At 71.4% G+C, this 23,832-nt stretch carries 23 protein-coding genes; 12 read left to right on the forward strand and 11 right to left on the reverse strand.

All coding sequences use genetic code 11. The annotated features are described in order from the left end of the window. Nucleotides 1–25 precede the first annotated feature (25 nt). The 5 genes from moaA to BGO46_RS14150 form a co-directional block, all read right to left on the reverse strand. Nucleotides 26–1,093: a GTP 3',8-cyclase MoaA gene (gene moaA, locus BGO46_RS14130; RefSeq protein ID WP_292897089.1), complete on the reverse strand. Its 1,068-nt coding sequence runs from the start codon at nt 1,091–1,093 to the stop codon at nt 26–28. Nucleotides 1,094–1,197: 104 nt separating this feature from the next. Further along, nucleotides 1,198–2,247, reverse strand: coding sequence for an ABC transporter ATP-binding protein (locus BGO46_RS14135; RefSeq protein ID WP_292897091.1), 1,050 nt, complete (start codon nt 2,245–2,247; stop codon nt 1,198–1,200). Continuing rightward, complete coding sequence (locus tag BGO46_RS14140; protein ID WP_292897093.1) at nt 2,244–3,035, reverse strand: ABC transporter permease; 792 nt, start codon at nt 3,033–3,035, stop codon at nt 2,244–2,246. The genes BGO46_RS14135 and BGO46_RS14140 overlap by 4 nt, the downstream gene beginning before the upstream one ends. 62 nt (nt 3,036–3,097) lie before the next feature. Beyond that, complete coding sequence (gene modA, locus BGO46_RS14145; RefSeq protein WP_292897095.1) at nt 3,098–3,898, reverse strand: molybdate ABC transporter substrate-binding protein; 801 nt, start codon at nt 3,896–3,898, stop codon at nt 3,098–3,100. Nucleotides 3,899–3,901: 3 nt separating this feature from the next. Further along, on the reverse strand, nt 3,902–4,294 hold the full coding sequence (locus BGO46_RS14150) for a TOBE domain-containing protein (RefSeq protein ID WP_292897097.1): 393 nt from the start codon (nt 4,292–4,294) through the stop codon (nt 3,902–3,904). A 147-nt stretch (nt 4,295–4,441) separates the two neighbouring features. On the opposite strand from BGO46_RS14150, the gene BGO46_RS14155 reads away from it, so the two are divergent. The 6 genes from BGO46_RS14155 to BGO46_RS14180 are packed head-to-tail and all read left to right on the forward strand — an operon-like array spanning nt 4,442 to nt 8,381. Beyond that, nucleotides 4,442–5,554, forward strand: coding sequence for a ThiF family adenylyltransferase (locus BGO46_RS14155; protein ID WP_292897099.1), 1,113 nt, complete (start codon nt 4,442–4,444; stop codon nt 5,552–5,554). Continuing rightward, nucleotides 5,551–6,804 carry a gephyrin-like molybdotransferase Glp gene (glp, locus tag BGO46_RS14160; protein WP_292897101.1) on the forward strand — a complete coding sequence of 418 codons (1,254 nt, stop codon included), beginning with the start codon at nt 5,551–5,553 and terminating at the stop codon, nt 6,802–6,804. Before BGO46_RS14155 ends, glp begins: the two co-directional genes overlap by 4 nt. Further along, nucleotides 6,801–7,280 (forward strand): cyclic pyranopterin monophosphate synthase MoaC, encoded by a 480-nt coding sequence (moaC, locus tag BGO46_RS14165; RefSeq protein ID WP_292678238.1) that lies wholly within the window; start codon nt 6,801–6,803, stop codon nt 7,278–7,280. The genes glp and moaC overlap by 4 nt, the downstream gene beginning before the upstream one ends. Continuing rightward, nucleotides 7,277–7,861 (forward strand): NTP transferase domain-containing protein, encoded by a 585-nt coding sequence (locus BGO46_RS14170; protein ID WP_292678236.1) that lies wholly within the window; start codon nt 7,277–7,279, stop codon nt 7,859–7,861. The genes moaC and BGO46_RS14170 overlap by 4 nt, the downstream gene beginning before the upstream one ends. Then, a complete protein-coding gene (locus BGO46_RS14175) occupies nt 7,858–8,148 on the forward strand; it encodes a DUF6457 domain-containing protein (protein WP_141379828.1) in 291 nt (96 codons plus the stop codon). The genes BGO46_RS14170 and BGO46_RS14175 overlap by 4 nt, the downstream gene beginning before the upstream one ends. After that, nucleotides 8,148–8,381: a MoaD/ThiS family protein gene (locus BGO46_RS14180; RefSeq protein ID WP_292897102.1), complete on the forward strand. Its 234-nt coding sequence runs from the start codon at nt 8,148–8,150 to the stop codon at nt 8,379–8,381. Before BGO46_RS14175 ends, BGO46_RS14180 begins: the two co-directional genes overlap by 1 nt. A 34-nt stretch (nt 8,382–8,415) precedes the next feature. On the opposite strand, the gene BGO46_RS14185 is transcribed toward BGO46_RS14180, so the two are convergent. Both BGO46_RS14185 and BGO46_RS14190 read right to left on the reverse strand, forming a co-directional pair. Then, nucleotides 8,416–8,844: a molybdenum cofactor biosynthesis protein MoaE gene (locus BGO46_RS14185; protein WP_292678234.1), complete on the reverse strand. Its 429-nt coding sequence runs from the start codon at nt 8,842–8,844 to the stop codon at nt 8,416–8,418. After that, on the reverse strand, nt 8,841–9,320 hold the full coding sequence (locus tag BGO46_RS14190) for a MogA/MoaB family molybdenum cofactor biosynthesis protein (protein ID WP_292678232.1): 480 nt from the start codon (nt 9,318–9,320) through the stop codon (nt 8,841–8,843). Before BGO46_RS14190 ends, BGO46_RS14185 begins: the two co-directional genes overlap by 4 nt. A 72-nt stretch (nt 9,321–9,392) precedes the next feature. Between BGO46_RS14190 and BGO46_RS14195 the strand changes: the two genes are divergently transcribed. Then, nucleotides 9,393–10,010 carry a winged helix-turn-helix transcriptional regulator gene (locus tag BGO46_RS14195; protein ID WP_292678230.1) on the forward strand — a complete coding sequence of 206 codons (618 nt, stop codon included), beginning with the start codon at nt 9,393–9,395 and terminating at the stop codon, nt 10,008–10,010. 16 nt (nt 10,011–10,026) lie between these two features. On the opposite strand, the gene BGO46_RS14200 is transcribed toward BGO46_RS14195, so the two are convergent. Then, nucleotides 10,027–11,262 carry an MFS transporter gene (locus BGO46_RS14200; protein WP_292678228.1) on the reverse strand — a complete coding sequence of 412 codons (1,236 nt, stop codon included), beginning with the start codon at nt 11,260–11,262 and terminating at the stop codon, nt 10,027–10,029. A gap of 184 nt (nt 11,263–11,446) precedes the next feature. On the opposite strand from BGO46_RS14200, the gene BGO46_RS14205 reads away from it, so the two are divergent. From BGO46_RS14205 to BGO46_RS14225, 5 genes are read left to right on the forward strand one after another with little or no spacing between them, the layout of a single operon-like run. Beyond that, nucleotides 11,447–15,178: a nitrate reductase subunit alpha gene (locus BGO46_RS14205; RefSeq protein ID WP_292678226.1), complete on the forward strand. Its 3,732-nt coding sequence runs from the start codon at nt 11,447–11,449 to the stop codon at nt 15,176–15,178. Beyond that, nucleotides 15,178–16,848 carry a nitrate reductase subunit beta gene (narH, locus tag BGO46_RS14210; RefSeq protein ID WP_292897104.1) on the forward strand — a complete coding sequence of 557 codons (1,671 nt, stop codon included), beginning with the start codon at nt 15,178–15,180 and terminating at the stop codon, nt 16,846–16,848. The genes BGO46_RS14205 and narH overlap by 1 nt, the downstream gene beginning before the upstream one ends. After that, on the forward strand, nt 16,845–17,588 hold the full coding sequence (gene narJ / locus BGO46_RS14215; protein ID WP_292678224.1) for a nitrate reductase molybdenum cofactor assembly chaperone: 744 nt from the start codon (nt 16,845–16,847) through the stop codon (nt 17,586–17,588). The genes narH and narJ overlap by 4 nt, the downstream gene beginning before the upstream one ends. Then, on the forward strand, nt 17,585–18,343 hold the full coding sequence (narI, locus tag BGO46_RS14220; RefSeq protein WP_292678222.1) for a respiratory nitrate reductase subunit gamma: 759 nt from the start codon (nt 17,585–17,587) through the stop codon (nt 18,341–18,343). Before narJ ends, narI begins: the two co-directional genes overlap by 4 nt. 58 nt (nt 18,344–18,401) lie before the next feature. Continuing rightward, complete coding sequence (locus tag BGO46_RS14225; RefSeq protein ID WP_292678220.1) at nt 18,402–19,259, forward strand: thermonuclease family protein; 858 nt, start codon at nt 18,402–18,404, stop codon at nt 19,257–19,259. A 115-nt stretch (nt 19,260–19,374) separates the two neighbouring features. Here BGO46_RS14225 and BGO46_RS14230 read toward each other — a convergent pair whose 3' ends face one another. The 3 genes from BGO46_RS14230 to BGO46_RS14240 all read right to left on the reverse strand — a co-directional run bounded on the left by BGO46_RS14230 (nt 19,375) and on the right by BGO46_RS14240 (nt 23,796). Then, a complete protein-coding gene (locus BGO46_RS14230) occupies nt 19,375–22,002 on the reverse strand; it encodes a multicopper oxidase domain-containing protein (protein ID WP_292678218.1) in 2,628 nt (875 codons plus the stop codon). After that, nucleotides 21,989–23,110, reverse strand: coding sequence for a hypothetical protein (locus BGO46_RS14235; protein WP_292678216.1), 1,122 nt, complete (start codon nt 23,108–23,110; stop codon nt 21,989–21,991). Before BGO46_RS14235 ends, BGO46_RS14230 begins: the two co-directional genes overlap by 14 nt. Nucleotides 23,111–23,199: 89 nt before the next feature. After that, complete coding sequence (locus tag BGO46_RS14240) at nt 23,200–23,796, reverse strand: GNAT family N-acetyltransferase (RefSeq protein WP_292678213.1); 597 nt, start codon at nt 23,794–23,796, stop codon at nt 23,200–23,202. Nucleotides 23,797–23,832 lie beyond the last annotated feature (36 nt).

The following is a 23,832-nucleotide window of genomic DNA, read 5'->3' on the forward strand; positions in this document are numbered from 1 at the left end:
AGCCGTGCAGGCACGCCTGAGGTGATCAGCCGCCGATCGCGTTCATCCCGCGCGCCGGCTGCAGGAAGCTCGGGTCGTCGATCGCGTGTCCGGGCAGCTTTCCCGCGACGCACCCGCGCAGCATCCGGTCGACCGCAACGTCGTCGGCCCCCGCGCGCAGCACCGGCAGCAGGTCGTACTCGTCGAGCGAGAACAGGCAGTTGCGCAACTGCCCGTCGGCGGTCAGGCGCAACCGGTCGCAGTCGCCGCAGAAGGGCGCCGTGACCGAGGCGATGACGCCGACCGACGCCGGCCCGCCGTCGAGCAGGAACCGCTCGGCGGGCGCTCCCCCGCGGCCGGGCACCGGCTCGAGATCCCAGCGGGTGCGCAGCGCCGCGAGGATCTCGTCGCGCGTCACCATCTGCCGGCGGTCCCACGTGTGTCCGGCATCCAGCGGCATCTGCTCGATGAACCGCATCTGTGCGCCGTGCGCGAGGGCGAACTCGACGAGGTCGACGAGCTCGTCGTCGTTGACGCCGCGCATCGCGACGGCGTTGAGCTTGAGGGGGCGAAGCCCGGATGCCGCGGCGGCGGCGATCCCCGCGCGCACATCCTCGAGACGGTCGCGCCGGGTGAGCTCTCGGAAGCGCTCCCGATCCAGCGTGTCGATCGAGATGTTGAGGCGATCCAGGCCCGCCGCGACGAGGTCGGGAAGCATGTCAGCGAGGCGAATGCCGTTGGTCGTCATCGCGATCTCGACGGGGCCCTGCGGACCCGAGATCGCGGCGAGACGGCGCACGATATCGACGACGTCGGTGCGCAGCAGCGGTTCGCCACCGGTCAGGCGGAACGTCGTGATGCCGGATGCCGCGGCGATGCCCGCGACCCGCACGATCTCGTCGGCGGTCATGAGGCCTGCACGGGCGAGCCACTCGTTGCCCTGCTCGGGCATGCAGTACGTGCAGCGCAGCGAGCAGCGGTCGGTCAGCGAGATGCGCAGGTCGCGGTGCACCCGCCCGAAGCGGTCGACGAGGGCGTCGCCGGGCACCCCCGCGGTGGCACGCTCGTCGACCGCACGCGCCGGGCGCGTGGGCGAGAGATTGACGGCCACCATAGTGAGAGGCTACCCGCGGTGCGAGGGCACCCGTCCCGGCACGACCGGGGTATTTCCTCCGGCCCGACATTCGGCCCGGCACGACTCGGCGCTCCGGCTCGCCGTCATGCCAGCAGGCGCACCGCCTCGGGCGGCACCGACAGCCGCACCGCCGCGCCGACGGCGAGACCACGCTCGGCGACCGTCTCGACCGACACGTCGGCGGCGAGCGTCGGCTCGGTCGTGTGCACGCGCACGCCCGCGGGGGTCTGCTCCAGCCGCGCGATGCGCGCGACCGGTGCACCGGGGCCGGCAGGTTCCGTTCCCGCCGCCGGCTCGATCCCCACGGCCGACGGCGGGAACAATGCGACGGCGGCTCCGGCCGTGCGGAGCGTCACGGGAACCCGCAGCGCGCCCGCCGACCACACGCCGTCCGAAATCTCACCCGCGACCCGGTTGACGCCCGCGACCGCGGCCCCGAAGGGAGTCGCCGGCGCCGCGAGCACGGACCGCACGGGCCCCGTCTGCGTGACGCGGCCGTCCTCGAGCAGCACGATGTCGCCGGCGAGCGCGACGGCATCCACCGCGTCGTGCGTCACGATGACGGTCGTCGTGCCCGTCGCCGCCAGGCGCTCGGCGAGCAGTGCCCGCACGCCCGACGCCGTCTCGGCATCGAGCGCCGTCAGCGGCTCGTCGAGCAGCAGCACGTCGGGCCGCGTCGCGAGCGCGCGCGCGAGCGCGACGCGTTGCTGCTGCCCGCCGGACAGCTCGCGGGGGCGACGGTCGCCCGCCTGCACATCTGCGAGCCCCACCTGCGCGAGCCACTCGTCGGCTTCGGCAAGGGCATCCGTTTTCGCCGTGCCGCGTGCCCGCAGTCCGAACGCGATGTTCTCGCGCGCCGTGAGGTGCGGGAACAGGTGCGGGTCCTGTCGCAGCAGCACGACGCCGCGGCGCTGCGGCGCGACGACCTGCCGCGGCGAGGTGAGCTCCCGACCACCGACACGCACATGCCCCTCGGTGACGCCGGCCAGGCCCGCGATGGCGTCGAGCAGCGTCGACTTGCCGGCACCGCTGGGCCCGAGCACCGCGACGGTCTCCCCCGCGGCGACCGCGAGTTCGACGTCGAGCCGGTACGCGCCGCGGTCGACGACGGCTTTGACCTCGAGCCCGCTCATCGGACACCCCCCGCGACGTTGCCGGGGCGCCACGCGCGCACGAGCAGCAGCACCGCGATCGCTGTGACGAGCAGCAGCAGCGACAGCGCGACGGCCGTGCCCTGCGAGACGCCGGCGCCGTTGAAGGCTGTGTAGATGGCCAGCGGCATCGTCTGCGTGACGCCGGGCGCGTTGCCGGCGAACAGCGCCGTCGCTCCGAACTCGCCGACGGCGCGCGCGAAGCACAGCACGACACCCGACACGAGGCCGGGGGCGGCCAGGGGCAGCGTGACCTGCCCGAGAATGCGCCAGCGGCCCGCGCCGAGCGCCGCGGCGGCGCGCTCGTACTCGACGCCCGTCGAGCGCAGCGCGCCCTCGAGGGCGAGAACGAGGAACGGCATCGCGACGAACGTCTGGGCGAGCACGACGGCCGTCGTCGTGAACGGGATGCGGACGCCGAACTCGAGCAACACCTGCCCGACGGCGCCGTTGCGGCCGAACAGGAACAGCAGCGCCACGCCGCCGACCATGGGCGGCAGCACGAGCGGCACCGTCACGATCGCGCGCAGCACCGACGCGGTGCGCCCGCCCGAGCGGGCGATCAGGAGGGCCAGCGGCACGCCCAGCAGCAGGCACATGAGCGTCGCGACGAGCGCCGTCACGAGCGACAGGCCGAGGGCCGACAGCGCCTCGGGTGAGGTGATGTCGGCCCACAGCGTCGTCCACTCGACGCGGGCGACGAGCGCCCCGAGCGGCACGACCAGTAGCGCCAGCCCAAGCAGCGCGGGCACGAGGAGGATCTGCGGCATGAAGCCGCTCTCCCCCCGCCCGCGCCGGGCGAGGCCGCTCGACCGGCCGCTCACGGTGTGGCTCAAGGAGCGCCGAAGCCCAGTCCGCTGAGCACCGAGCGACCGGTGTCACTCAGCACGAAGGCGACGAAGGCGGCGGCGACCTCAGAGTCGGGGGCACCGGTCAGGGCGACGATCGGGTACCGGTTGACGACGGCATCCGCGCCCTCGGTCTCGACGGTCTCGACCTCGTCGGTCGTCGCGGCATCCGTGACATAAACCAGGCCCGCGTCTGCCTCGCCGCTCGCGACCTTCGTCAGCACGGCGGTGACGTTCTGCTCGTAGCTGTCGACGCTCGCGGTGACGCCGGCGTTCTCGAGCAGCGTTGCGGATGCCGCGCCGCACGGCACTTCGGCCGCGCACAGCACGACCGTGAGGTCGGCGTTCGCGAGGTCGGCGAGACCCGTCACACCACCGGGGTTGCCGACCGGCGTGACGAGGGTCAGCACGTTCGTCGCGAACAGCTCGGGGTCGGTCGCAAGGTCTGCGTCGACGACCTTCTGCATGTTCTTCTCGTCGGCCGATGCGAACACATCGACGCTCGCGCCCTCGATGATCTGCGTCGCGAGGGTCGACGAGCCGTCGTAGCTGATCGGGTTGACCGTCACACCGGGGTTCTCGGCCTCGAACTGTGTCGCGAGCTCGTCGAACGCGGTCTTCAGCGACGCGGCCGCGAAGACGGTCAGTTCACCCTCGAGCTGCGGCTCGGCGCTCGCGGAGGCATCCGATGTCGCGGTCGGGTCGGCGTCAGAAGCAGCGGTGGAGCAGCCGGTGAGCAACAGCAGGGCGGCGGCGGCGACAGCCGCGAGTCGGAGGGTGCGCATGAATCAGTCCTTCGGGGTTTCGACGATGACGGTGGTGGCTTTGACGACGGCGACAGCGAGCGAACCCGGCTCGAGCCCGAGCTCGCGCACGGCTTCGGCCGACATGAGCGAGACGACGCGGTGCGGGCCGGCCTGGATGTCGACCTGCGCCATCACCCCGTCGACCTGCACGCGGGTCACGATGCCGACGAACCGGTTACGCGCGCTGGAGAGCACATCGGTCGGGTCTTTGGCGGCGTGGGCGAGCTCGACAGCGCGGGCAGCGAGCGCGTCGCCGGGGATCCGCGTGGGCGAATCCCCCGTCGTCGGCAACGTGCCGTGATCGACCCATCGGCGCACGGTGTCGTCGCTGACACCGAGCAGCCGCGCGGCTTCGGCAATGCGGAAGGTATCCATGCATCGACACTATCGCGCAGATGCGGAGCAGATGACCGTGCTTATTCCGCAGATGCGGGTGCGGTGCCGGATGTCCCGCGCCGCGCCGCCGCGAATACTCACGGCATCCCGGCCACCACCGTCCCCGGTGCGGCCTACGCTGGGACGGTGCCCCTGCCACCCCTGGTCGAGCCTGTCGCCGCACTGAGCGACGCCGAGCGCGCGCGCACGGCGCGGCACGCCCCGCTGCGGGGGCTCGGCGAGACGGGCCAACGCCGCCTGGCCGCGGCGCGCGTCGCGGTGATCGGCGCGGGTGGGCTCGGCTCTCCGGTCATCCTCGCGCTGTCGGCCGCCGGGGTCGGGACGCTCACCGTCATCGACGACGACGTCGTGGATGCCTCGAACCTGCAGCGCCAGGTGCTGCACCGCCACGCCGACGTCGGATCGGACAAGGTCGCCTCGGCCGTCCGCGCCGCCGCCGACCTCTCCCCCGAGACGACCGTGATCGCGGTGCGCGAGCGCCTGACGGCAGACAATGCACAGCGCCTGCTCGCGGGAGCCGACATCGTCGTGGACGGCAGCGACAGCTTCGCGACCCGCGGCCTCGTCGCGGCCGCGACCGAAGCGCTCGGCGTGCCGCTCGTGTGGGGCGTGCTGCAGGAGTTCCACGCGCAGGTGACGGTGTTCTGGAACGCGCCGCCCACAGGTGTGCCGGCGGTGCGCCTGTCGGATCTGCATCCGCCGGATGCCGTCGGCGAACCGCCCTCGTGCGCCGTCGTCGGTGTGCTCGGCGCGCTGTGCCTGCAGGTCGGCGGGCTCATGGCGATCGAGACGATCAAGCTCATCGCGGGGCTCGGCGAACCGCTGCTCGGCCGCGTCGTCGTGATCGATGCACTCACCGGCACCCAGCGCGAGGTGCCACTCGCAGCGGCGGATGCCGCACCCGTCACCGCCGCGCCGATGGCAGCCGCCGCCCCACCCGAGATCGCCGAACTGACGGCGGGCGAGATGCTCGCCGCGCAGGAGGCCGGCGCGACCCTGCTCGACGTGCGCGAACCGTGGGAGACCGCATCGGGCGTCGTTGCGGGGTCGGTCGTGATCCCGCTCGGCGACTTCCTCGACGACCCGGGCCTGCTCGACGAGCACCGCGACGACGACGGCCCCGTCGTCGTCATCTGCGCGCACGGCATCCGTGCCCGCACCGCCGCAGAGGTCCTGCAGACCCGCGGCATCGACGCGTCGATCCTCACCGGCGGCCTGGCGCAATGGCAGCGCGCATGAGCGGGTACCGCACGGTCGAGGAGCAGCTGGGCGACGTGCTCGCAGCGGTACACCCGCTGCCCGTCGAGACGCGCGCCGTCGCGGACGCGCGCGGGATGACCCTGCGCGAGACGGCACGTGCCGCGGTCGACATCCCGGTGTTCGACAACTCGGCGATGGACGGGTTCGCCGTCCGTCACGCCGACGTCGCGGATGCCTCGGCAGACCACCCCGTCACGCTGCGCGTCGTCGCTGACATCCCCGCCGGCAGCGACGCCGATCCGGTCCTGGCCCCCGGCGAGGCCGCACGCATCATGACGGGCTCACCCGTCCCGACCGACGCCGACGCGATCGTCCCGTTCGAAGACACCGTCGGCGGTCTCGCTGACTCGCTGCAACAGACGACCGTGCTGCAGTCGCCGCGACCGGCCGCGCACATCCGTCGCGCCGGTGAAGACCTGCGCGCGGGCGACCCGGTGCTCGGCCCGGGCACCCTGCTCGGGCCGCTGCAGCTGGGCGCAATGGCCGCGGCGGGCGTCACGGACGTCGTCGTCTCCCGCCGTCCGCGCGTCGCGATCGTCTCGACCGGCAGCGAACTCGTCGAAGCCGGCGCGCCCCTGCGCCGCGGACAGATCCCCGAGTCCAACAGCCTGCTGCTCGCGGCGATGGCCGAGGCCGCCGGTGCCGAGGTCGACGGCCGCACGAGCGTCGACGACGAAGGTGGCGCGCTGCGCGACGTCGTCGATGCGTGCGCCGCGGCATCCGTCGACGTCATCGTGTTCTCCGGCGGGGTCAGCGCAGGCGCGTTCGAAGTCGTCCGCAACGAGCTGTCGGCGACGATGACGTTCTCGCGCGTGGGCTTGCAGCCCGGCAAGCCGCAGGGATTCGGTGTGCTGCCGGTCGCCGGCGGGCACTCGGCGCTGCTGTTCGGCCTGCCCGGAAACCCGGTGAGCGCCGCGATCTCGTTCGAGGTGTTCGTGCGGCCCGCGCTCCTCGCGCTGCAGGGGCGTACGGCGATCCACCGGCCGGTGCTGCGCCTGCCGGCATCCACCGCGTGGCGCACGCCGCCCGGTCGGCGCCAATACCTTCCCGCCGTCGTCGACACCGACCCGGCGTGGTCGGTGCGCCCCGCCACCGCCGGCGGATCCGGCTCGCACCTCGCCGGCGGGCTCGGTCAGGCTCGGGCCGTCGCGATCGTCCCCGCCGAAGTCGATGCCGTCGCGGTCGGCGATGAGGTCGACGTGTGGCTGCTGGAAGGATGGGACGCATGAGCTTCACGCACCTGGATGCCGCAGGTCACGCCCGCATGGTCGACGTGACCGACAAGCAGCCGACGATCCGCGCCGCGACCGCGCGCGGGTTCGTGCGGTGCGCCCCGCACGTCGTCGCGGCGCTGCGCGACGGGTCGGTGCCCAAGGGCGACGTGCTCGCCGTGGCGCGAATCTCGGGCATCCAGGCCGCCAAGCGCACCCCCGAGCTGCTGCCGCTCGCGCACGTCATCGGCGTGCACGGCTGCACCGTCGACCTCGAGATCGCAGATGAGGGCGTCGAGATCACGGCGACCGTCCGCACGGCCGACCGCACGGGCGTCGAGATGGAGGCGCTGACATCGGTCTCGGTCGCCGCCCTCGCGATCGTCGACATGGTCAAGGCGCTCGACAAGGGCACCTCGATCGAGAACGTGCGCCTCATCGCCAAGACCGGCGGCAAGAGCGGCGACTGGGTGCGGGAGGGCGCCGAGCAGTGACCGGCGCGATCCTGCTGGCGGGTGGCCGCGCGTCGCGCGTCGGCGGATCCGACAAGACGCTGTTCGCCCTCGCCGGTACGACGCTGCTGCAGCGCGCCGTCGACGCCGTCGCTGGTGCCGACCCGATCACGGTCGTCGGCGATCCGGTGCCGGGTATCGCGGGTGTCGCGTGGACCCGCGAAGACCCGCCGTTCGGCGGACCCGCCGCCGCCGTCGTCGCCGCGCTCGCGACCTGGAGCGACGACCCCGAGTGGACGTACCTGCTCGCGTGCGATCTGCCCGAGGCCGTCGCCGCGGCATCCCGCCTCGCTGACGCACGCCCCCTGCTGCCCCGCGAGACCGACGGCGTGTGCCTGTCGGCGGCCGACAGTCGCCCGCAGTGGCTCATCGGCCTGTACCGCACGGCGGCGCTCCGCCGCGGTGCCGACGCGCTGCCGAACAAGGGGCAGGATGCCTCGATGCGGGCGCTGCTCGATGACGCCGCGATCGCCGTGATCGCAGCCCCCGACCCCGAGACGCAGGACGTGGACACGTGGGAGGATCTCTCCGAGGCCCGCGCCCGACTGGAGGAGACACGATGAGCGACAGCTCCCGCACCCTGCCGCCCGAGGCGCTCGACGAGTGGGCCGCCGCCTTGCGCGAGCGGTTCGGCCTGGCATCCGAAGATCTGCCGATCCCGCTGATCCTCGACCTCGCGCGCGACGTCGCGCACGATGTCGCCCGACCGGCCGCGCCGTTCAGCGCGTTCGTCGCAGGCCTGGTCGCGGGGCGCGCAGGCGGCACTCCCGCCGACGCCGAGGCAGCCGTCGCCGCCGTCGTCGAGCTTGCCGCGCAGTGGGCGCAGCGGTCTGCCGAGGACGCGACCTGATGGCACGCGTGCGCTATTTCGCCGCCGCGGAGGAGTTCGCCGGCCGCGCCGAAGAGCACCGCGTCGAACCTGATGTCGCGACCTTGCGCCGCGCGCTGACGGCGGAGTACCCGGCGCTCGGGCGCATCCTCACGCAATGCGCCGTGCTCGTCGGCGGCCGCCGCGTCGGCGATGACACGGTGCTGGCAATCGACGCGACCGTCGACGTGCTGCCGCCGTTCGCGGGCGGCTGAGCGGGCGCCCAGTGGCGTGCTCGGCCGCGCGCGGTTACCCGCCGATGCCCTTCCAGGTCGCGGCACCGTCGTCAGTGAGCTGACGCTTCCACACCGGAAGCTCGCGCTTGATCGCTTCGATGATCTCGCGACAGATCGTGAACGCCTCGTCGCGGTGCGGCGTCGCGACGGCGATCACGACCGCGGCGTCCCCGACCTCGAGGCGCCCGATGCGGTGGCTGACCGCGATCGCGGCGCGACGCGTGGCGCTCGCGGCGAGGGCGATGTCGTGCAGCGTCGCCTCGGCATCCGGATGAGCGGAGTACTCGAGCGCGACGACGGTGCCCGCAGCATCCGGGTCGTGGTCGCGGACCGTGCCGACGAAGGATGCCACGGCGCCCATTGCGCGGTCTTCGACGGCGGCGAGGTGCGCCGCGATGTCGAGTGGGATGTCGCTGATCCGGGCGATGCGTATCGCGGTCATGAGTGGTCTCCTCCCTGGAGCTGGTCGAGGACGTGCGCTGCGACGGACAGGATCACGGGCATCCCGTCGGTGACAGCGGCGGGCGATCCGGGCAGGTTGACGACGAGGGCGTCGCCGACGACACCGGCGAGCCCCCGTGACAGCATGCCTGCGGGTTTGGCTGCGGCACCGATGCGGCGCAGCTCTTCCGCGATCCCCGGGACGAGGTGCTCGAGCACGCGCGCTGTGCCCTCGGGGGTCTGATCACGCGGCGACAGGCCCGTGCCACCCGTCGTCACGATCAGGCGTGCGCCCGCGGCGAGCGCCGCCTGCAGCGCACTCTGCACGGCATCCGCCCCGTCGGGTGTGACGATCGGGCCCGCGCAGTCGAATCCCGCCTCGCGCAGCGCCGCGACCGCGATGGGGCCCGCCGCATCGGCCCGGAGGCCCGCGGCAGAGCGGTCCGAGACGGTGATGACGGCGGCAGGGGTCGACACATCGCCAGCCTACGCCGCGCCGACCGAACCCCGTCCGGCCCCGGCACGGGAGAATCCGACGGATAATGAAGCATGCCCCGCCCGATGCACGCTCACCGCGGACTGGCACAGGCCAGCCGACTCGAGGTCGCGTACCTCGTGATGGAGCGTCCCGGCATCTCGCTCGCCGAGCTATCCGAAGAGACCGGTCTGCACGCCAACACGCTGCGCGATCACGTGCGCGTGCTCATCGCCGAGGGCATCATCCGCAGCGAGACCGAGCGCCGGCCCACCCGCGGACGCCCGCCGGCCGTGTACTTCCCGGTGCGCGCGACGACCGACAACGAGGCGGCACAGCGGCGCATCGACGAGGCGAAGCGTCACGGCGACCTGCTGCGCCGCATCATGGCATCCGAAGCGCCCGAGCTCGATGAGGATGCCATGCACCAGCTCGACGCGCTCTACGAGCACCTCGACGAACTGGGGCTTGAACCCGACCTCGACGAGAAGAACCTGCAGGTCGCGCTGTCGCCGTGCCGGTTCCACACGCTCGTCGCCGAGCACGGGTACGCCGTCTGTCGCGTGCACGAGGGCCTCATCCGCGACGTCCTCGACCGCGCCGAGGGCCCCCTCGAGGTCGACCAGCTGCTGCCGCTGGTGACCGACCACCAGTGCGAGCTGCTGCTGCGCCTGCGCCCCGCCGACGCCTGACCACGCCTGCGCGCGCCTACTTCGCCGACCGCGCGTCGCGCAGCATGCCCGCCACGACGAGCGCCGCGGCCCCGACGAGCACCAGAAGCCACAGGCCGAGCGCGTACGAGTTCGTCTCGGCGTGGTAGGTCGCACCCATCACGAGCGGCGGGAAGTATCCGCCCAAGCCCCCTGCCGCGGCGACGACACCCGTGACGGCGCCGACCTTGTCGGGCGGGGTCGACGGCCCGACCCACGCGAACACGGCACCCATGCCGAGGCCCATGGCGGATGCCATCAACAGGAACACGAACCCGGTCAGCACGCCCTCGGGCGGCTGCTGCCCGACGACGTACGCCGCCGCGACGATGCCGGCGAGCGAGATGAGCGAGACGATCTTCGGGCCGAACTTGTCGGCGAGCACGCCACCGATCGGGCGGGCGATGACAGCGGCCGCGGCGAACAGCGCCGTGCGCGTGCCGGCACCGACGGCATCCACGTCTTCGGGGTAGATCGTGAGCAGGTACTTCGGCAGGTACGTCGAGAAGGCGACGAAGCCGCCGAAGACGATCGCGTAGAGGAACGACATCTCCCACGTGATCGCGAGCTTCAGAGCCCCGGTCACCTTCGGGACGAGCGGCTGGCTGCTCGAGGCCCACGCCGGCGACTCGCGCATGAAGAACCAGACGGCCAGCGCCGCGACGACGAGCACCACCGCGATCAGCAGGTGCGTCGACAGGGTGCCGATCGCCTGCGCGAGCCGTGGCGTCGCGAACGCCGAGACGGCCGTGCCGATCATGCCCATGCCGAACACACCGGTCGCAAAACCCCGCTGCGGCGCGGGGTACCACGCGCTCGAGAACGGCACACCGACGGCGAAGATCGTCCCCGCGACACCCAGCAGGAACCCCGCGGCGACCAGTAGCGGGTAGCTGCCGATCGACCCGGCGAGCGCGACGAGCAGCACGGCGGGGACGGATGCCAGCAGCACCAACGCGAACATCTTCCGTCCGCCGAAGCGGTCGGTCAGAGCCCCCACGACGATGCGGCCGAGCGCACCGACTAGCACGGGGGTCGCGAGCATGATCGAGACCTGTCCTTGATCGAGGCCCATGCTCTGCGCGTAGATGTTCTGCAGCGGCGCGATCGACATCCATGCCCAGAATCCGACGGTCGAGGCGAGGGTCGCGAGGATGACCTGACCGAGCCCGCCGCGCAGGTCAGGCGCGGGCTCTACGGTAGCGGCGGCGGGGGCGGGGACCTTCGTTGTCACGGCGACTCCTATCGTCTGCGGCTCAAGGTAGCGCCTCCGACAGCCCGCGTCACCGGGTTCACCGTTGTTATTCGAGGGCCCCCATTGCCCGCAACCTTCAGTCCCGATTAAATACGGGATACGGGGTGACTCTGCATCGAGACCACACGGATACTGGGGTCACCTGTCCGGCTGGAGGATGCTGATGACCCCCGACTCGCGCGCGATTCACCCCGCGACGGACGGCCCGCTGGCCGACACTCTGCTGAACATGGGCCGGTTCCTCAGGCGCGGTGAGACCAGCGGCGATCTGCGCGCACTCTTCCTCGAGGGCGGCCGCTCGGGCGACGTCTTCTACCGCGACCGGTGGGCGCACGACAAGGTCGTCCGCTCCACGCACGGCGTCAACTGCACCGGATCGTGCTCGTGGAAGGTGTACGTCAAAGACGGCATCATCACGTGGGAGACGCAGCAGACCGACTATCCCTCGGTCGGCCCGGACTCGCCCGAGTACGAGCCGCGCGGCTGCCCGCGCGGGGCCGCGTTCAGCTGGTACACCTACTCGCCCACGCGCGTGCGCTACCCATACATCCGCGACACCCTGGCATCCCTCTACCGCGAGGCGAAGCAGCAGCATCCCGATCCGGTGGATGCCTGGGCCTCGATCGTCGAAGACCCCGAGAAGGCGCGTGCGTACAAGAGCGCGCGCGGCAAGGGCGGCCTGATCCGCACGACGTGGGACGAGGCCCTCGAGATCGCGGCGGCGGCACACGTGCACACCGTCAAGGTGTACGGCCCCGACCGGGTCGCCGGCTTCTCGCCGATTCCCGCGATGTCGATGGTCAGTCACGGCGCGGGGGCACGGTTCTTGAACCTGCTGGGCGGGGCGATCCTGTCGTTCTACGACTGGTACGCTGACCTGCCTGTCGCGAGCCCCCAGGTCTTCGGCGACCAGACCGACGTGCCCGAGTCGGCGGACTGGTGGAACGCGGGCTACCTCATCATGTGGGGTTCGAACGTGCCCGTCACGCGCACGCCCGACGCGCACTTCATGACCGAGGCGCGCTATCGCGGTCAGAAGGTCGTCACGGTCTCGCCCGACTACACCGACAACACGAAGTTCGCCGACGAGTGGATCGCCCCGCACCCGGGCACCGATGCGGCCCTCGCGATGGCGATGGGCCATGTCATCCTCACCGAGCACTTCGTGCAGAAGCGCACGGCGCGGTTCGAGGACTACATGCAGCGCTACACCGATGCGCCGTACCTCGTGACGCTCGACGAGCACCCAGACGGCCTGGTTCCGGGCAAGTTCCTGACGGCGAGCGACCTCGGCGGGACGGATGCCGCGGTGCCGCGCGCCGACTTCAAGACGGTGCTGCTCGATCAGCACGGCGCGCCGGTCGTGCCGGGCGGATCGCTCGGCCACCGCTTCACCCCCGAAGACGAGGGCACCTGGAACCTCGACCTCGGCGACGTCATGCCCCCACTGTCGGTGGGCGACCTCGCCGACACGACCGAGTCGGCCGAGATCCTGCTGCCGCGCTTCGACCTGACCCCCGAGGCCGGGTCCGAGCACGCCGGCGGCACGGGCGTCGTGCGCCGCGGCGTGCCGGTGCGCCGCGTCGCGGGGCGTCTGGTCACGACCGTGTTCGACCTGCTGCTGGCGCAGTACGGCGTTGCGCGCGAGGGCCTGCCCGGCCAGTGGCCGACCGGCTACGACGACCCGACGAGCCCCGGCACGCCGGCGTGGCAGGAAGAGCTCACGAGCGTCCCCGCCGAGCAGGCGATCCGCGTGGGCCGCGAGTTCGCCGACAACGCCGACCGCTCGGGCGGCCGCTCGATGATCCTCATGGGCGCCGGCACGAATCACTGGTTCCACTCCGACACGATCTACCGCACGTTCCTCGCCCTGACGACGATGACCGGATGCCAGGGCATCAACGGCGGCGGGTGGGCGCACTACGTCGGGCAGGAGAAGGTGCGCCCCATCACGGGCTACTCGCAGTACGCGACGGCCGGCGACTGGAACCGCCCGCCGCGTCAGGCGATCGGCACGGCGTTCTGGTACATGGCGACGAGCCAGTGGCGCTACGACGGCCTGCCGGCCGACCAGCTGGCATCCCCCCTCGCGCGCGGTCAGTTCGACGGACGCACGACGGCGGACTGCCTCGTCGACTCCGTCAAGCGCGGGTGGATGCCGAGCTACCCGACCTTCTCGCGCAATCCCCTCGACCTGTACGACGAGGCGCAGGCGGCCGGCAAGGAGCCCGCGCAGCACATCGTCGACAGCCTCACCGACGGCTCGCTGCACTACGCGATGGAAGACCCCGACGCACCCGAGAACTTCCCCCGCGTCGTCTCGGTGTGGCGCGCGAACATCCTCGGCTCGTCGGGCAAGGGCAACGAGTACTTCCTCAAGCATCTGCTGGGCACCGACTCCGCGATCCGGGCAGCGGAGAGTGCGGAAGGATCACGCCCGCGCGACATCGTCTGGCGCGACGATGCGGCCGTCGGGAAGCTCGATCTGCTCATGACGGCCGACTTCCGCATGACCTCGACGACGCTGTTCAGCGACCTCGTGTTCCCGGCGGCCACCTGGTATGAGAAGCACGATCTGTCCTCGACCGACATGCACCCGTTCATCCACGCGTTCTCACCCGCGATCAACCCGCCGTGGCAGACCCGCACCGACTTCGACCTGTTCGGCGGGCTCGCCGAGCGCTTCAGCGAGATGGCGCGCACGCACCTGGGCATCCGCCACGACGTCGTCGCCTCACCGCTGCAGCACGACACGGCGGATGTCATGTCGACGGCGCACGGCGAGGTCCGCGACGGCCTGCCGCTCGTGCCGGGCACGACGATGGCCAAGCTCATCACGGTCGAACGCGACTACCCGAATCTGTACGAGCGGTGGAAGAGCCTCGGCCCGCTGACCGAGAAGCTCGGCATGACGACGAAGGCGATCACGTACCACCCCGACCGCGAGATCGAGCGGCTGAAGCAGGTCAACGGCGTCGTGACGACGGGCCCGTACGCCGGCAGCGTGCGGCTCGACACCGATCAGCGCGCGTGCGAGATGATCCTCGCCTTCTCGGGCACGAGCAACGGCCGCCTCGCGGTGCAGGGGTTCCGCCAGCTCGAGAAGAAGACCGGTCAGCGCATCGCGCAGCTCGCAGAAGACCACGAGGGCGCGCACATCTCGTTCCGCGACGTGCAGATCCAGCCGCGCAGCGTCATCACCTCGCCGGAGTGGTCGGGATCCGAGCACGGCGGCCGCCGCTACACGGCGTTCGCGATCAACGTCGAGCACCTCAAGCCCTGGCACACTCTCACGGGGCGCCAGCACTTCTACCTCGACCACGACTGGATGAGCGAGCTCGGCGAGAACCTGCCGGTGTACCGGCCGCCGCTCGACATGCACCGCCTCTTCGGCGACGGGGTGCCCGGCACGAGCGGCACGAGCGCGAGCGGCCACGCCGAGGTCACGGTGCGCTACCTGACGCCGCACTCGAAGTGGTCGATCCACTCCGAATACCAGGACAACCTGTTCATGCTGTCGCTGAGCCGTGGCGGCCCCACGATCTGGATGAGTCCTCAGGATGCCGAGAAGATAGGCGTCCGCGACAACGACTGGATCGAGTCGTACAACCGCAACGGCGTCGTGGTCGCCCGCGCGATCGTGTCGCACCGGATGCCCGAGGGCACGGTGTACATGTACCACGCGAAGGACCGCACGGTCGATGTGCCGATCGCCGAGACGAGCGGGCTGCGCGGAGGCATCCACAATTCCCTCACGCGCATCCTCCTCAAGCCCAGCCACCTCATCGGCGGGTACGCGCAGCTCGCGTGGGCGTTCAACTATCTCGGGCCCACGGGCAACCAGCGCGACGAGATCACCTCTATCCGCCGCCGCAGCCAGGAGGTCGAGTACTGATGAAGGTCATGGCGCAGATGTCGATGATCATGAATCTCGACAAGTGCATCGGATGCCACACGTGCTCGGTCACGTGCAAGCAGGCGTGGACGAACCGCACGGGCGTCGAGTACGTCTGGTTCAACAACGTCGAGACGCGGCCCGGCGTCGGCTACCCGCGCACGTACGAGAACCAGGAGAAGTGGGGCGGCGGCTGGGTGCGCACCAAGCGCGGCCGCCTGAAGCTGCGCAGCGGCGGGCGTCTGTCGAAGCTCGCGCACATCTTCTCGAACCCGAAGCTGCCCGAGATCCACGACTACTACGAGCCGTGGACGTACGACTACGACATGCTGCTGAATGCGCCGAAGGGCCAGCAGACACCCGTCGCGCGGCCCAAGAGCCTGCTCACCGGCGAAGACATGAAGATCTCGTGGTCGGCGAACTGGGACGACGACCTGGGCGGGTCGCTCGAGACGATGCAGGACGACCCGATCCTGCAGAAGATGAGCGAAGAGGTGAAGGCCGAGTTCGAGAAGGCCTTCATGTTCTACCTGCCGCGCATCTGCGAGCACTGCCTGAACCCGTCGTGTGTGGCATCCTGCCCCTCAGGCGCGATGTACAAGCGCGCCGAAGACGGCATCGTGCTCGTCGATCAGGACCAGTGCCGCGGCTGGCGCATGTGCGTGTCGGGATGCCCGTACAAGAAGGTCTACTTCAACCACCGCACCGGCAAGGCCGAGAAGTGCACGATGTGCTACCCGCGCATCGAGGTGGGCCTGCCGACCGTGTGCTCAGAGACGTGCGTCGGGCGCCTGCGGTACCTCGGCCTCGTGCTGTACGACGCCGACCGGGTTGCCGAGGCGGCATCCGTAGAGGACGACAAGGCGCTGCTGCAGGCGCAGCGCGACATCATCCTCGACCCGCACGATCCTGCCGTCATCGAGGCGGCACGCGCCGAAGGCATCCCCGACGACTGGATCGAGGCCGCCCAGCGCAGCCCCATCTGGAAGCTCATGCAGTACCAGGTCGCCCTGCCGCTGCACCCCGAGTACCGCACGATGCCGATGGTCTGGTACATCCCGCCGCTGTCCCCCGTCGTCGACGTCGTCACCGGGTCGGGCAACGACGGTGAGGATGCCCGGACGCTGTTCGCGGCGATCGACAAGCTGCGCATCCCGATCGGCTACCTCGCCGAACTGTTCACGGCGGGCGACATCCAGCCCGTGGATGCGGCGCTGCGGCGCCTCGCCGCGATGCGCTCGTACATGCGCGGCATCAACCTCGACGACGAGCGCGACGAGCGCATCGCGAACGCGGTCGGCATGACCGGCGCCGAGGTCGAAGAGATGTACCGGCTGCTCGCGATCGCGAAGTACGAGGAGCGATACGTCATCCCGTCGGCCCACACCGAGCAGGCGCACGCGCTGGAGGAGATGGCGTGCTCGCTCGACTTCGAGGGCGGTCCGGGCATGGGCGGCGCAGGGCCGTTCGGCTCGTCGAGCGGCCCGTCGGTGCCCGTCGCGGTGGAGAACTTCCACATCCTCGCCGACCGGCAGACCGCCGACCGGCCGTCGACGCCGGGGCGCGTCAACCTGCTCAATTGGGACGGCAACGGCGGCACCGAGGGGCTGTTCCCGCCGTCGTCGACGACCGCCGTGCGCGAGACGGGCAAGCGGAAGGACGACAAATGAGCCGCACCGTCACCCGCGTCACGCCGCGGCGCGAGCTACCGCCCGACCTGCCGGCGGTGCACCTTGACCGCGCCGCGCGGCAGACCGCGCACATGCTGGCATCCCTGCTGCTGGACTACCCCGACGACGCGTGGTTCGCACGGCTGGACACCCTGCAGGCGCACGCCGCGCGGCTACCGGACGCGATCGGCGACCCCCTGCGCACGTTCACCATGCAGGCGCGGGATGCCGGGGTCACCGAGTGGCAGCGGCGGTATGTCACGACGTTCGACCTCAAGCGCAAGTGCAGTCTGTACCTCAGCTACTACGCGACCGGCGACACCCGTCGGCGCGGGGTGGCGCTCGTGACCTTCCTCGAGGCGTACCGCGCCGCGGGGTGGGAGTTCGACGCCGACGACCTGCCCGACTATCTGCCGGCTGTGCTGGAGTTCTCGGCGCGGAGCGAGTCGGAGGTGGCATCCGCCCTCATCGCCTCGCACCGCGAGGGCATCGAGGTGCTGCGCGCAGCCCTGGAGGGCATGGCCAGCCCGTGGGCGCTCGTCGTGCGCACCGTGACACAGTCGCTGCCGCCGATCGACGCGCGCACGCGCGAGCGCTTCCTCGACCTGATCAGCGAGGGCCCGCCCACCGAGACGGTGGGGCTCAGCTTTCTGGGGCAGCTGCCGCCGTTTCAGCCGGTGTCGTCGGCCTCGGCGTTTGTGTCTGCGTCTGGTTCTGCGTCCCGTGAGGAGTCGTCGTGAGCACCCTGTCGATCATCCTGTGGGTCGCCGTCCCCTACGCCGCCATCGCGGTGTTCATCGTCGGGCACATCTGGCGGTACCGCTACGACAAGTTCGGCTGGACGACCCGGTCGAGCCAGACGTACGAGAACCGGTTGCTGCGGTGGGGGTCGCCGATGTTCCACTTCGGCATCCTCATGGTCATCGCCGGTCACGCGGTGGGTCTGTTGATCCCCCGCGAGTGGCTGTACGCGATCGGCATCACCGAGGAGATGTACCACATCGGGGCGACCGTGCTCGGCACATTCGCCGCCGTGCTGACCCTCGCGGGGCTCGCGATCCTGATCTACCGGCGCCGCACGGTCGGGCCGGTATTCCTCGCGACGACCACGATGGACAAGGTCATGTACGTCTTCCTCGGGGCGACGCTGCTGTTCGGCACTGCCGCGACCGTGGTGTACCAGGTGTTCGGCGGCGGATTCCACTACCGCGAGACGATCTCGCCGTGGATCCGCTCGATCCTCGGCTTCCAGCCGCAGCCCGAGCTCATGCTCGACGTGCCGCTGCTGTTCCAGCTGCACGTGCTGACGGCGTTCGCACTGTTCGCGCTGTGGCCCTTCACGCGGCTCGTGCACGTCTTCTCGGCGCCGGTCGGCTACCTCTTCCGCCCGTACGTCGTGTACCGCTCGCGCGACGCAGTGCGCGGCGCCCGCCCCGCCCGCCGCGGCTGGGACCCGGTGAAGGCCCCCGACCCGGAGAAGCTGCGGCGGCTGTAGCGCGCGGCCCGGGCGCGGCACCCGGGCCCGCGCCGACTCGCCGGATACGGTCGGGAGCATGGGAACTGGGGTCAGGGCGCGGAAGCCCTGGTATGCGAAATGGTGGGTCTGGGCGAGTGTCGCGGTCGTCGGCATCGGCGGAGTGACGAACGTCATCACGGGCGGACGTGATGAGCCCGCACCGACAGCCACCATCGCCGCCGCGGAGACACCGTCTGCCGAGCCGACGGTCGAAACGGAACCGGCCGTGACGTTCGTGTCGGTCATCGACGGTGACACGATCGAGACCAGCGAGGGCCGTGTGCGGATCATCGGGATCGATGCGCCCGAGCGCGGAGTCTGCGGCAGCGACGAAGCGACGGCGCTGGTGTCGAGCCTGCTGACCGCCGGCGATGAGCTCACGCTCACGCTTCCCACCGGACAGAACGACACCGACAGCTACGACCGCCTGCTGCGGTACGTGGACACGACCGCGGGCGTCGATGTTGCGCGCGCACAGCTTGAGGCGGGCCTCGCGGTCGCACGGTACGACTCCGCGGACGGGTACCCGCAGCATCCGCGTGAGACGGACTATCGCACAGCGCAGCTGGCGACTCTGCAGGGCGGCGAGGTCGTGACGGTCGAGTGCGCCGAGCAGGCGCGCATCGCGGAAGAGCAGCGCGCCGCCGAGGAGCAGCGCGCCGCGGACGAAGCCGCGAAAGCAGCGGCCGAGCAGCAAGCGCAGCAACAGGCGGCGCAACCCCAGACCGACCAGTGGTGGCGGCAGTACTCGTCGTGCACGAAGCTGAAGAAGAACACCGTCGGCCATCCGACCGGCCCGTTCTCCTCGGCATCCGACCCCGAACTTTATGACTGGTTCGCGAACGGCACCGGCAACAACGGCGACGGCGATGGCGACGGCCTCGCCTGCGAGTGAGCGGTAGCCCACTCAACAGCAGGCGATCGCACCAGAACAGGCCGATTCAGCCCACATCGGCCTGTCTTGGTGCGGATGCCTGTTTTCGCGCGCGCCGCGCCGCCGCCGCGCGCCGTCACTCGACGTGGAAGATCCCCTTCGCGCCCTTCTCGGCGTCGCTCATGATGTGGGTGACGAACGGGTAGTCGCCGGCCTCGGGGAAGGTCAGCTCGACGAAGCCGCCCTGCGCGGGCTGCAGCGCGAGCGCCTGCGCTCCGCCGGGGTCGCCCTGCTGCAGCGTGTAGGCGCCCTCGAGGTACACGGTGTCGAACTGCCCGCCGACGATGTGGAAGGCGGATGCCGTGTTGGGTCCGGCATCCAGCACCCACACCCGCACGCGTTCGCCGACCGTCGCCGTCAGCGGCTCGTACGCGTACTGGTTGGCGTAGCCGTTGAAGGTGACGAGGTCGGGCGTCTGTGCCGCGCTCTTGTCGGCATCCGCCGTGTCGCCCTGCGCGCCGAGATACAGCTCGCCCTGCACGAGCACGTACTCCGCGTCGACGGGCGCCAGGTCGGGCGGATCGATGATGACCGCGCCGAACATTCCGTTCGCGATATGCATCGACATGGGCATGGTCGAGCAGTGATACATCCAGATTCCGGCGCGCGTCGCGGTGAACGTGTAGGTGAGCGTCTCGCCGGGCTGGATCGTCCGCATCGGCTCGTTGGGTGCGAGCGACCCGGCATGGAAGTCGATCGAGTGGCCGATCGTGCCGTCGTTGACGAGGGTGATGATGAAAGTGTCACCGATCTTGCCGCGCAGCGCCGGACCCGGAGCGGTGCCTCCGAACGTCCACCGGGTCTGGCTGACACCGGGCGCGACGTCTTCGACGACCTCCTCGACCTGCAGCGTGATGCGGTGCACGGTGTCGGCGGATGCCGGCGCCAGCGCGGCAGGCCACGGCGTGAAGCCCGCCGCCGGCATCGCCTCGAGGTCGATGTCGTCGGCGGCGGACCCTGCCGAGGCATCCGACGACCCTGACCCGTGGCCTGCGTGATCACCGCTCGCGGTGCCTGTGCCACCGGCCGGCGCGCCCGTCACGACGACCGTGAGCTCCATCCCCATCTGTCGGTGGCCCGCGATCGAGCACCAGCCGTCGAGGTCGGCGCCGATGAGCCCGACGTCGATCGTCTCGCTCTCGCCCGGGGCGAGCCGCTGCGTGCGCACGCCGTTGGCGAAGGTGAGGTCGTGCACGTCGGTGCCCGTGTTGCGGAACGTCACGACGAGGTCGTCGCCGTACGGCACCTCGATTTCGGCGGGAGTGAACCGCATGCCCGACACCTCGACCGTGATCTCGGTGACCTCGCCGGATGCCGTGACGTCGCCCCCGGCTGCCGTCGAGATGCCGACGGCGGCGGGGTCAGCGGCGACTCCCCCGGCGACGCACAGCGCGAGCACCGTGAAGGCGGCCGCGACCATGCCGACGCGGCGCGGGGGCGCCGTGGGAGCGGCGGCGACGGGCACTCCGAGCCCGACCCGACCGCTGCGGTCAGGGTTCTCGCCCTCGGCACGGCGCACGCGTCGCCCCACGACGATCGCGCGGATCGCGAGGACGAGAAACGCGATGACGACCCCGGCCGCCACGAACGACAGCAGCACGCGCGCGACCGACGGCATCGGCAGCAGGTACAGCACGATCGCACCGTTGAACGCCGTGACGCGGAACGCGGCGCCGCGATCGAGCACCTCGGCACCCGCTTTGGCCGCGGCGGGGCTGCCGAGCGCGACGACGGGCAGCAGGTAGCTCATCGCTCCGGTCAGCAGCTGCACCGCGAACCCGGCGACGAGGGGGCCGAGCACCATGAGGTAGCTCTCGCGCAGCGTCACCCAGTCGGGACTGATCGCGGCGATGACGGCAAGGCTCGCCGCGGCGATGACAACCCAGCCGTACGCGGCCGCGAGACTCCAGCCGGCGAAGGTTCCCGGCGGCATGCTCCGCGCCTGTCGCCAGCCCTCGATGCCGATGCGGGCCGCACCGACGATCCAGATCGCCATGCCGAGCGTCACGAGCAGCCGCAGGTCGAGGAGGGGCCCGGATGCCGCGACGACGAGCCCCGCGACGAGCACGGGCAGCGCGAATCGCGCCCCGGCATCCGCCGTATCAGCCATGCGTGCGTGCAGCACGGTCGGGAACAGCAGCACGAGCGTGCCGAGCGCGGTCAGGCCGATCCAGCCGTACGCGTTGAGCACGAGGTGCGCCGTCACGAGCCGGTCGGTGAGGTCGGGGTCGCCCGCGGCGCTCATCGTGGCGCCGATCGCGATGCCGCCGAGGAACACCACGGCCGCCGCGACGTAGTACCGCACGAGCGGCCCGAACCGCGACGGCAGCGCGCGGCGGAGCTGCAGGAACAGCACGACGGCGTGCGCGAGGATCGCGGCGGCCACGACCGACGCGCCGACGATCACGAGCGGGACGGATGCCCCGAGCACGCCCGCCACGACGAGGCCCGCGCCGACGGTGTGCAGGCCCAGTCGGATGCCGAGCCCGGCACGGCCCGCCGGCGCTTCACGCCGCAGCAGCGTGTCGGAGAAGTGCTGCGACCAGATGAGGATCGCCGCCGTCACGGCGCCCAGCAGCGGCACGTGCACCATGAGCCACATCGGCTGCGGCACGAACCGGTGGATCGTCACGGCGACGACCGTCAGCACGATCCACGCGAGCACGACCGAGTTGGTCAGCAGATACCAGTTACGCCGGGACACGACCGCGGCTCCTTTCCGGTGTGCGGGCGCCGGCCCGCAGCGATACGACGACGACCGTGACGCCGAACCCGAGGATCGCGACGGCGGCGCCGATGCCACCCGCCTGCAGCCCGAGGGTCAGTCCCCACGCGTCGCCGACGACGACGCGCACGAGCAGCGACAGCTGCAGCAGGGTCACCGGCACGTACAGCGCCACGTGGTACGGGATCCGCACGCCGAGCACGGCGGGCAGGATGACGGGCGCGTGCGCCATGATCATCGTGATCACGAAGCCGAGGAAGATCGCGTGCGTCGTCGCGTCGTAGATGACACCCTCGGTGCGCGCGCCGCCCAGCAGCCACCCGGCGCCCGCGACAGCGAGCCAGCCGTACCCGAGCAGCAGGCACACGGCGACGTACCGCGGCAGCCCCGGCATCCGCACCGTCGCACGGGCGACGTCGTACCGCAGCAGCCACGCGACGACGCCCAGCAGCAGGATGCCGGCCACCGGCACCGCGACCACGGGCGACGTGAGACTCAGGATGGCGACCGCCGACAGCGCGAGCGACAGCGCGAACAGCAGGCGTTCGGCGCGGATGCCCGGGGCCGCGATGCGGGCGAGCTCGAGCCGCTCGGCGGTGATCGTGAGGATGAGGAAGACCCCGAGCAGCGGCACGAGCCGCGGGGCGGGGACGCCGGCGCACCACACGACCGCCGCGACGAGCCCCGTCACGGCGCCGAGTCCCTGGATCGCGGTCGCCGTCATCGGCTGGCGCGCCCAGATCGCGCGGTACTGCAGCGCGTGCACGGCCATGCCGACCGCGATCGCAGCCTGGCCTGCGATGACCGGTGCGGGCGTGAGCGCGAGGATCGTGCCCGCCGCGAGCAGCGCGGGGGCGACGTACGCCCACGCCGCCCGCAGCGCGACGGCCCGTTCGAGGCTGATGAGGGTGCCGACGAAACCGAACACCATGAGCGCCGAGTGCAGTTCGGGCAGCCGCGCGCTGACGATGGGCAGCGCGATGCCCATGAGCAGCAGCCCCGCGACCAGGCCCAGCACGAGCAGTCCCGCGGCGGGGATCACCAGCAGCAGGCGCGGCCAGGTGCGGCGGCGCGCGGAGGTGTCCATACTTCGACGGTAGGCCCCCGCGCGCGGCCATGGGCCGGGGATGACCGTGGTTATCTCCGGCGGCTACGTCGGATGGCGAGCTCGGGCGGCTACAGATCCCGCGCGAACGCGACGACGTCGTCGTGCGAGGGGATGCGGGTGAACCCGAGCCGCGGGTAGAAGGCGATCGCGCCGGTGTTGCGCACGTCGGCGGCCAGGTGCAGGCCGGTGACGCCGCGCCCCCGTAGCGCCGCGACCAGGGTGTCGATGAGCCTGCGGCCCAGGCCCCTCCCCTGCAGTTCGGGCAGCAGATCGATGTGCAGGTGCGCGGGATACCTGTCGCCGAACGGCTCGGCCCCCGCGCGCCGTCCGTACGCATGGGTCAGGATGCCGTCCTGCCGGGTCACCTCCGCAACAGGCTGCGGCCAGCGCTGCGCGAAGCGCGGCCACCACTCGGTGGCGAACCAGTCCTCGAACGCGCGGGTGTCATCCGTGCCGACGACGTACCCCGCGACGCGGCCGTCGTCGGTCAGGGCGACGAACGCGAGATCGGGATGCCGCGCCACGTACGGCAGCACGAACACGGCCGCCCACACGTCGTCGTCGACGAGGACGCCGGTGGCATCCGCCCCGGCATCCGCCGTCTTCAGGCAGATCTCGGCGAGCGCGGCTTCGTCGCCCGCGCGGAACGGCCGGATGTCAGGCATGCCGCGAGTCTAGGCCGCGCCGCCCCCGCCCCGCGC

It is taken from the genome of Microbacterium sp. 70-16, from assembly GCF_001898315.1.
Classification (GTDB): Bacteria; Actinomycetota; Actinomycetes; order Actinomycetales; family Microbacteriaceae; genus Microbacterium.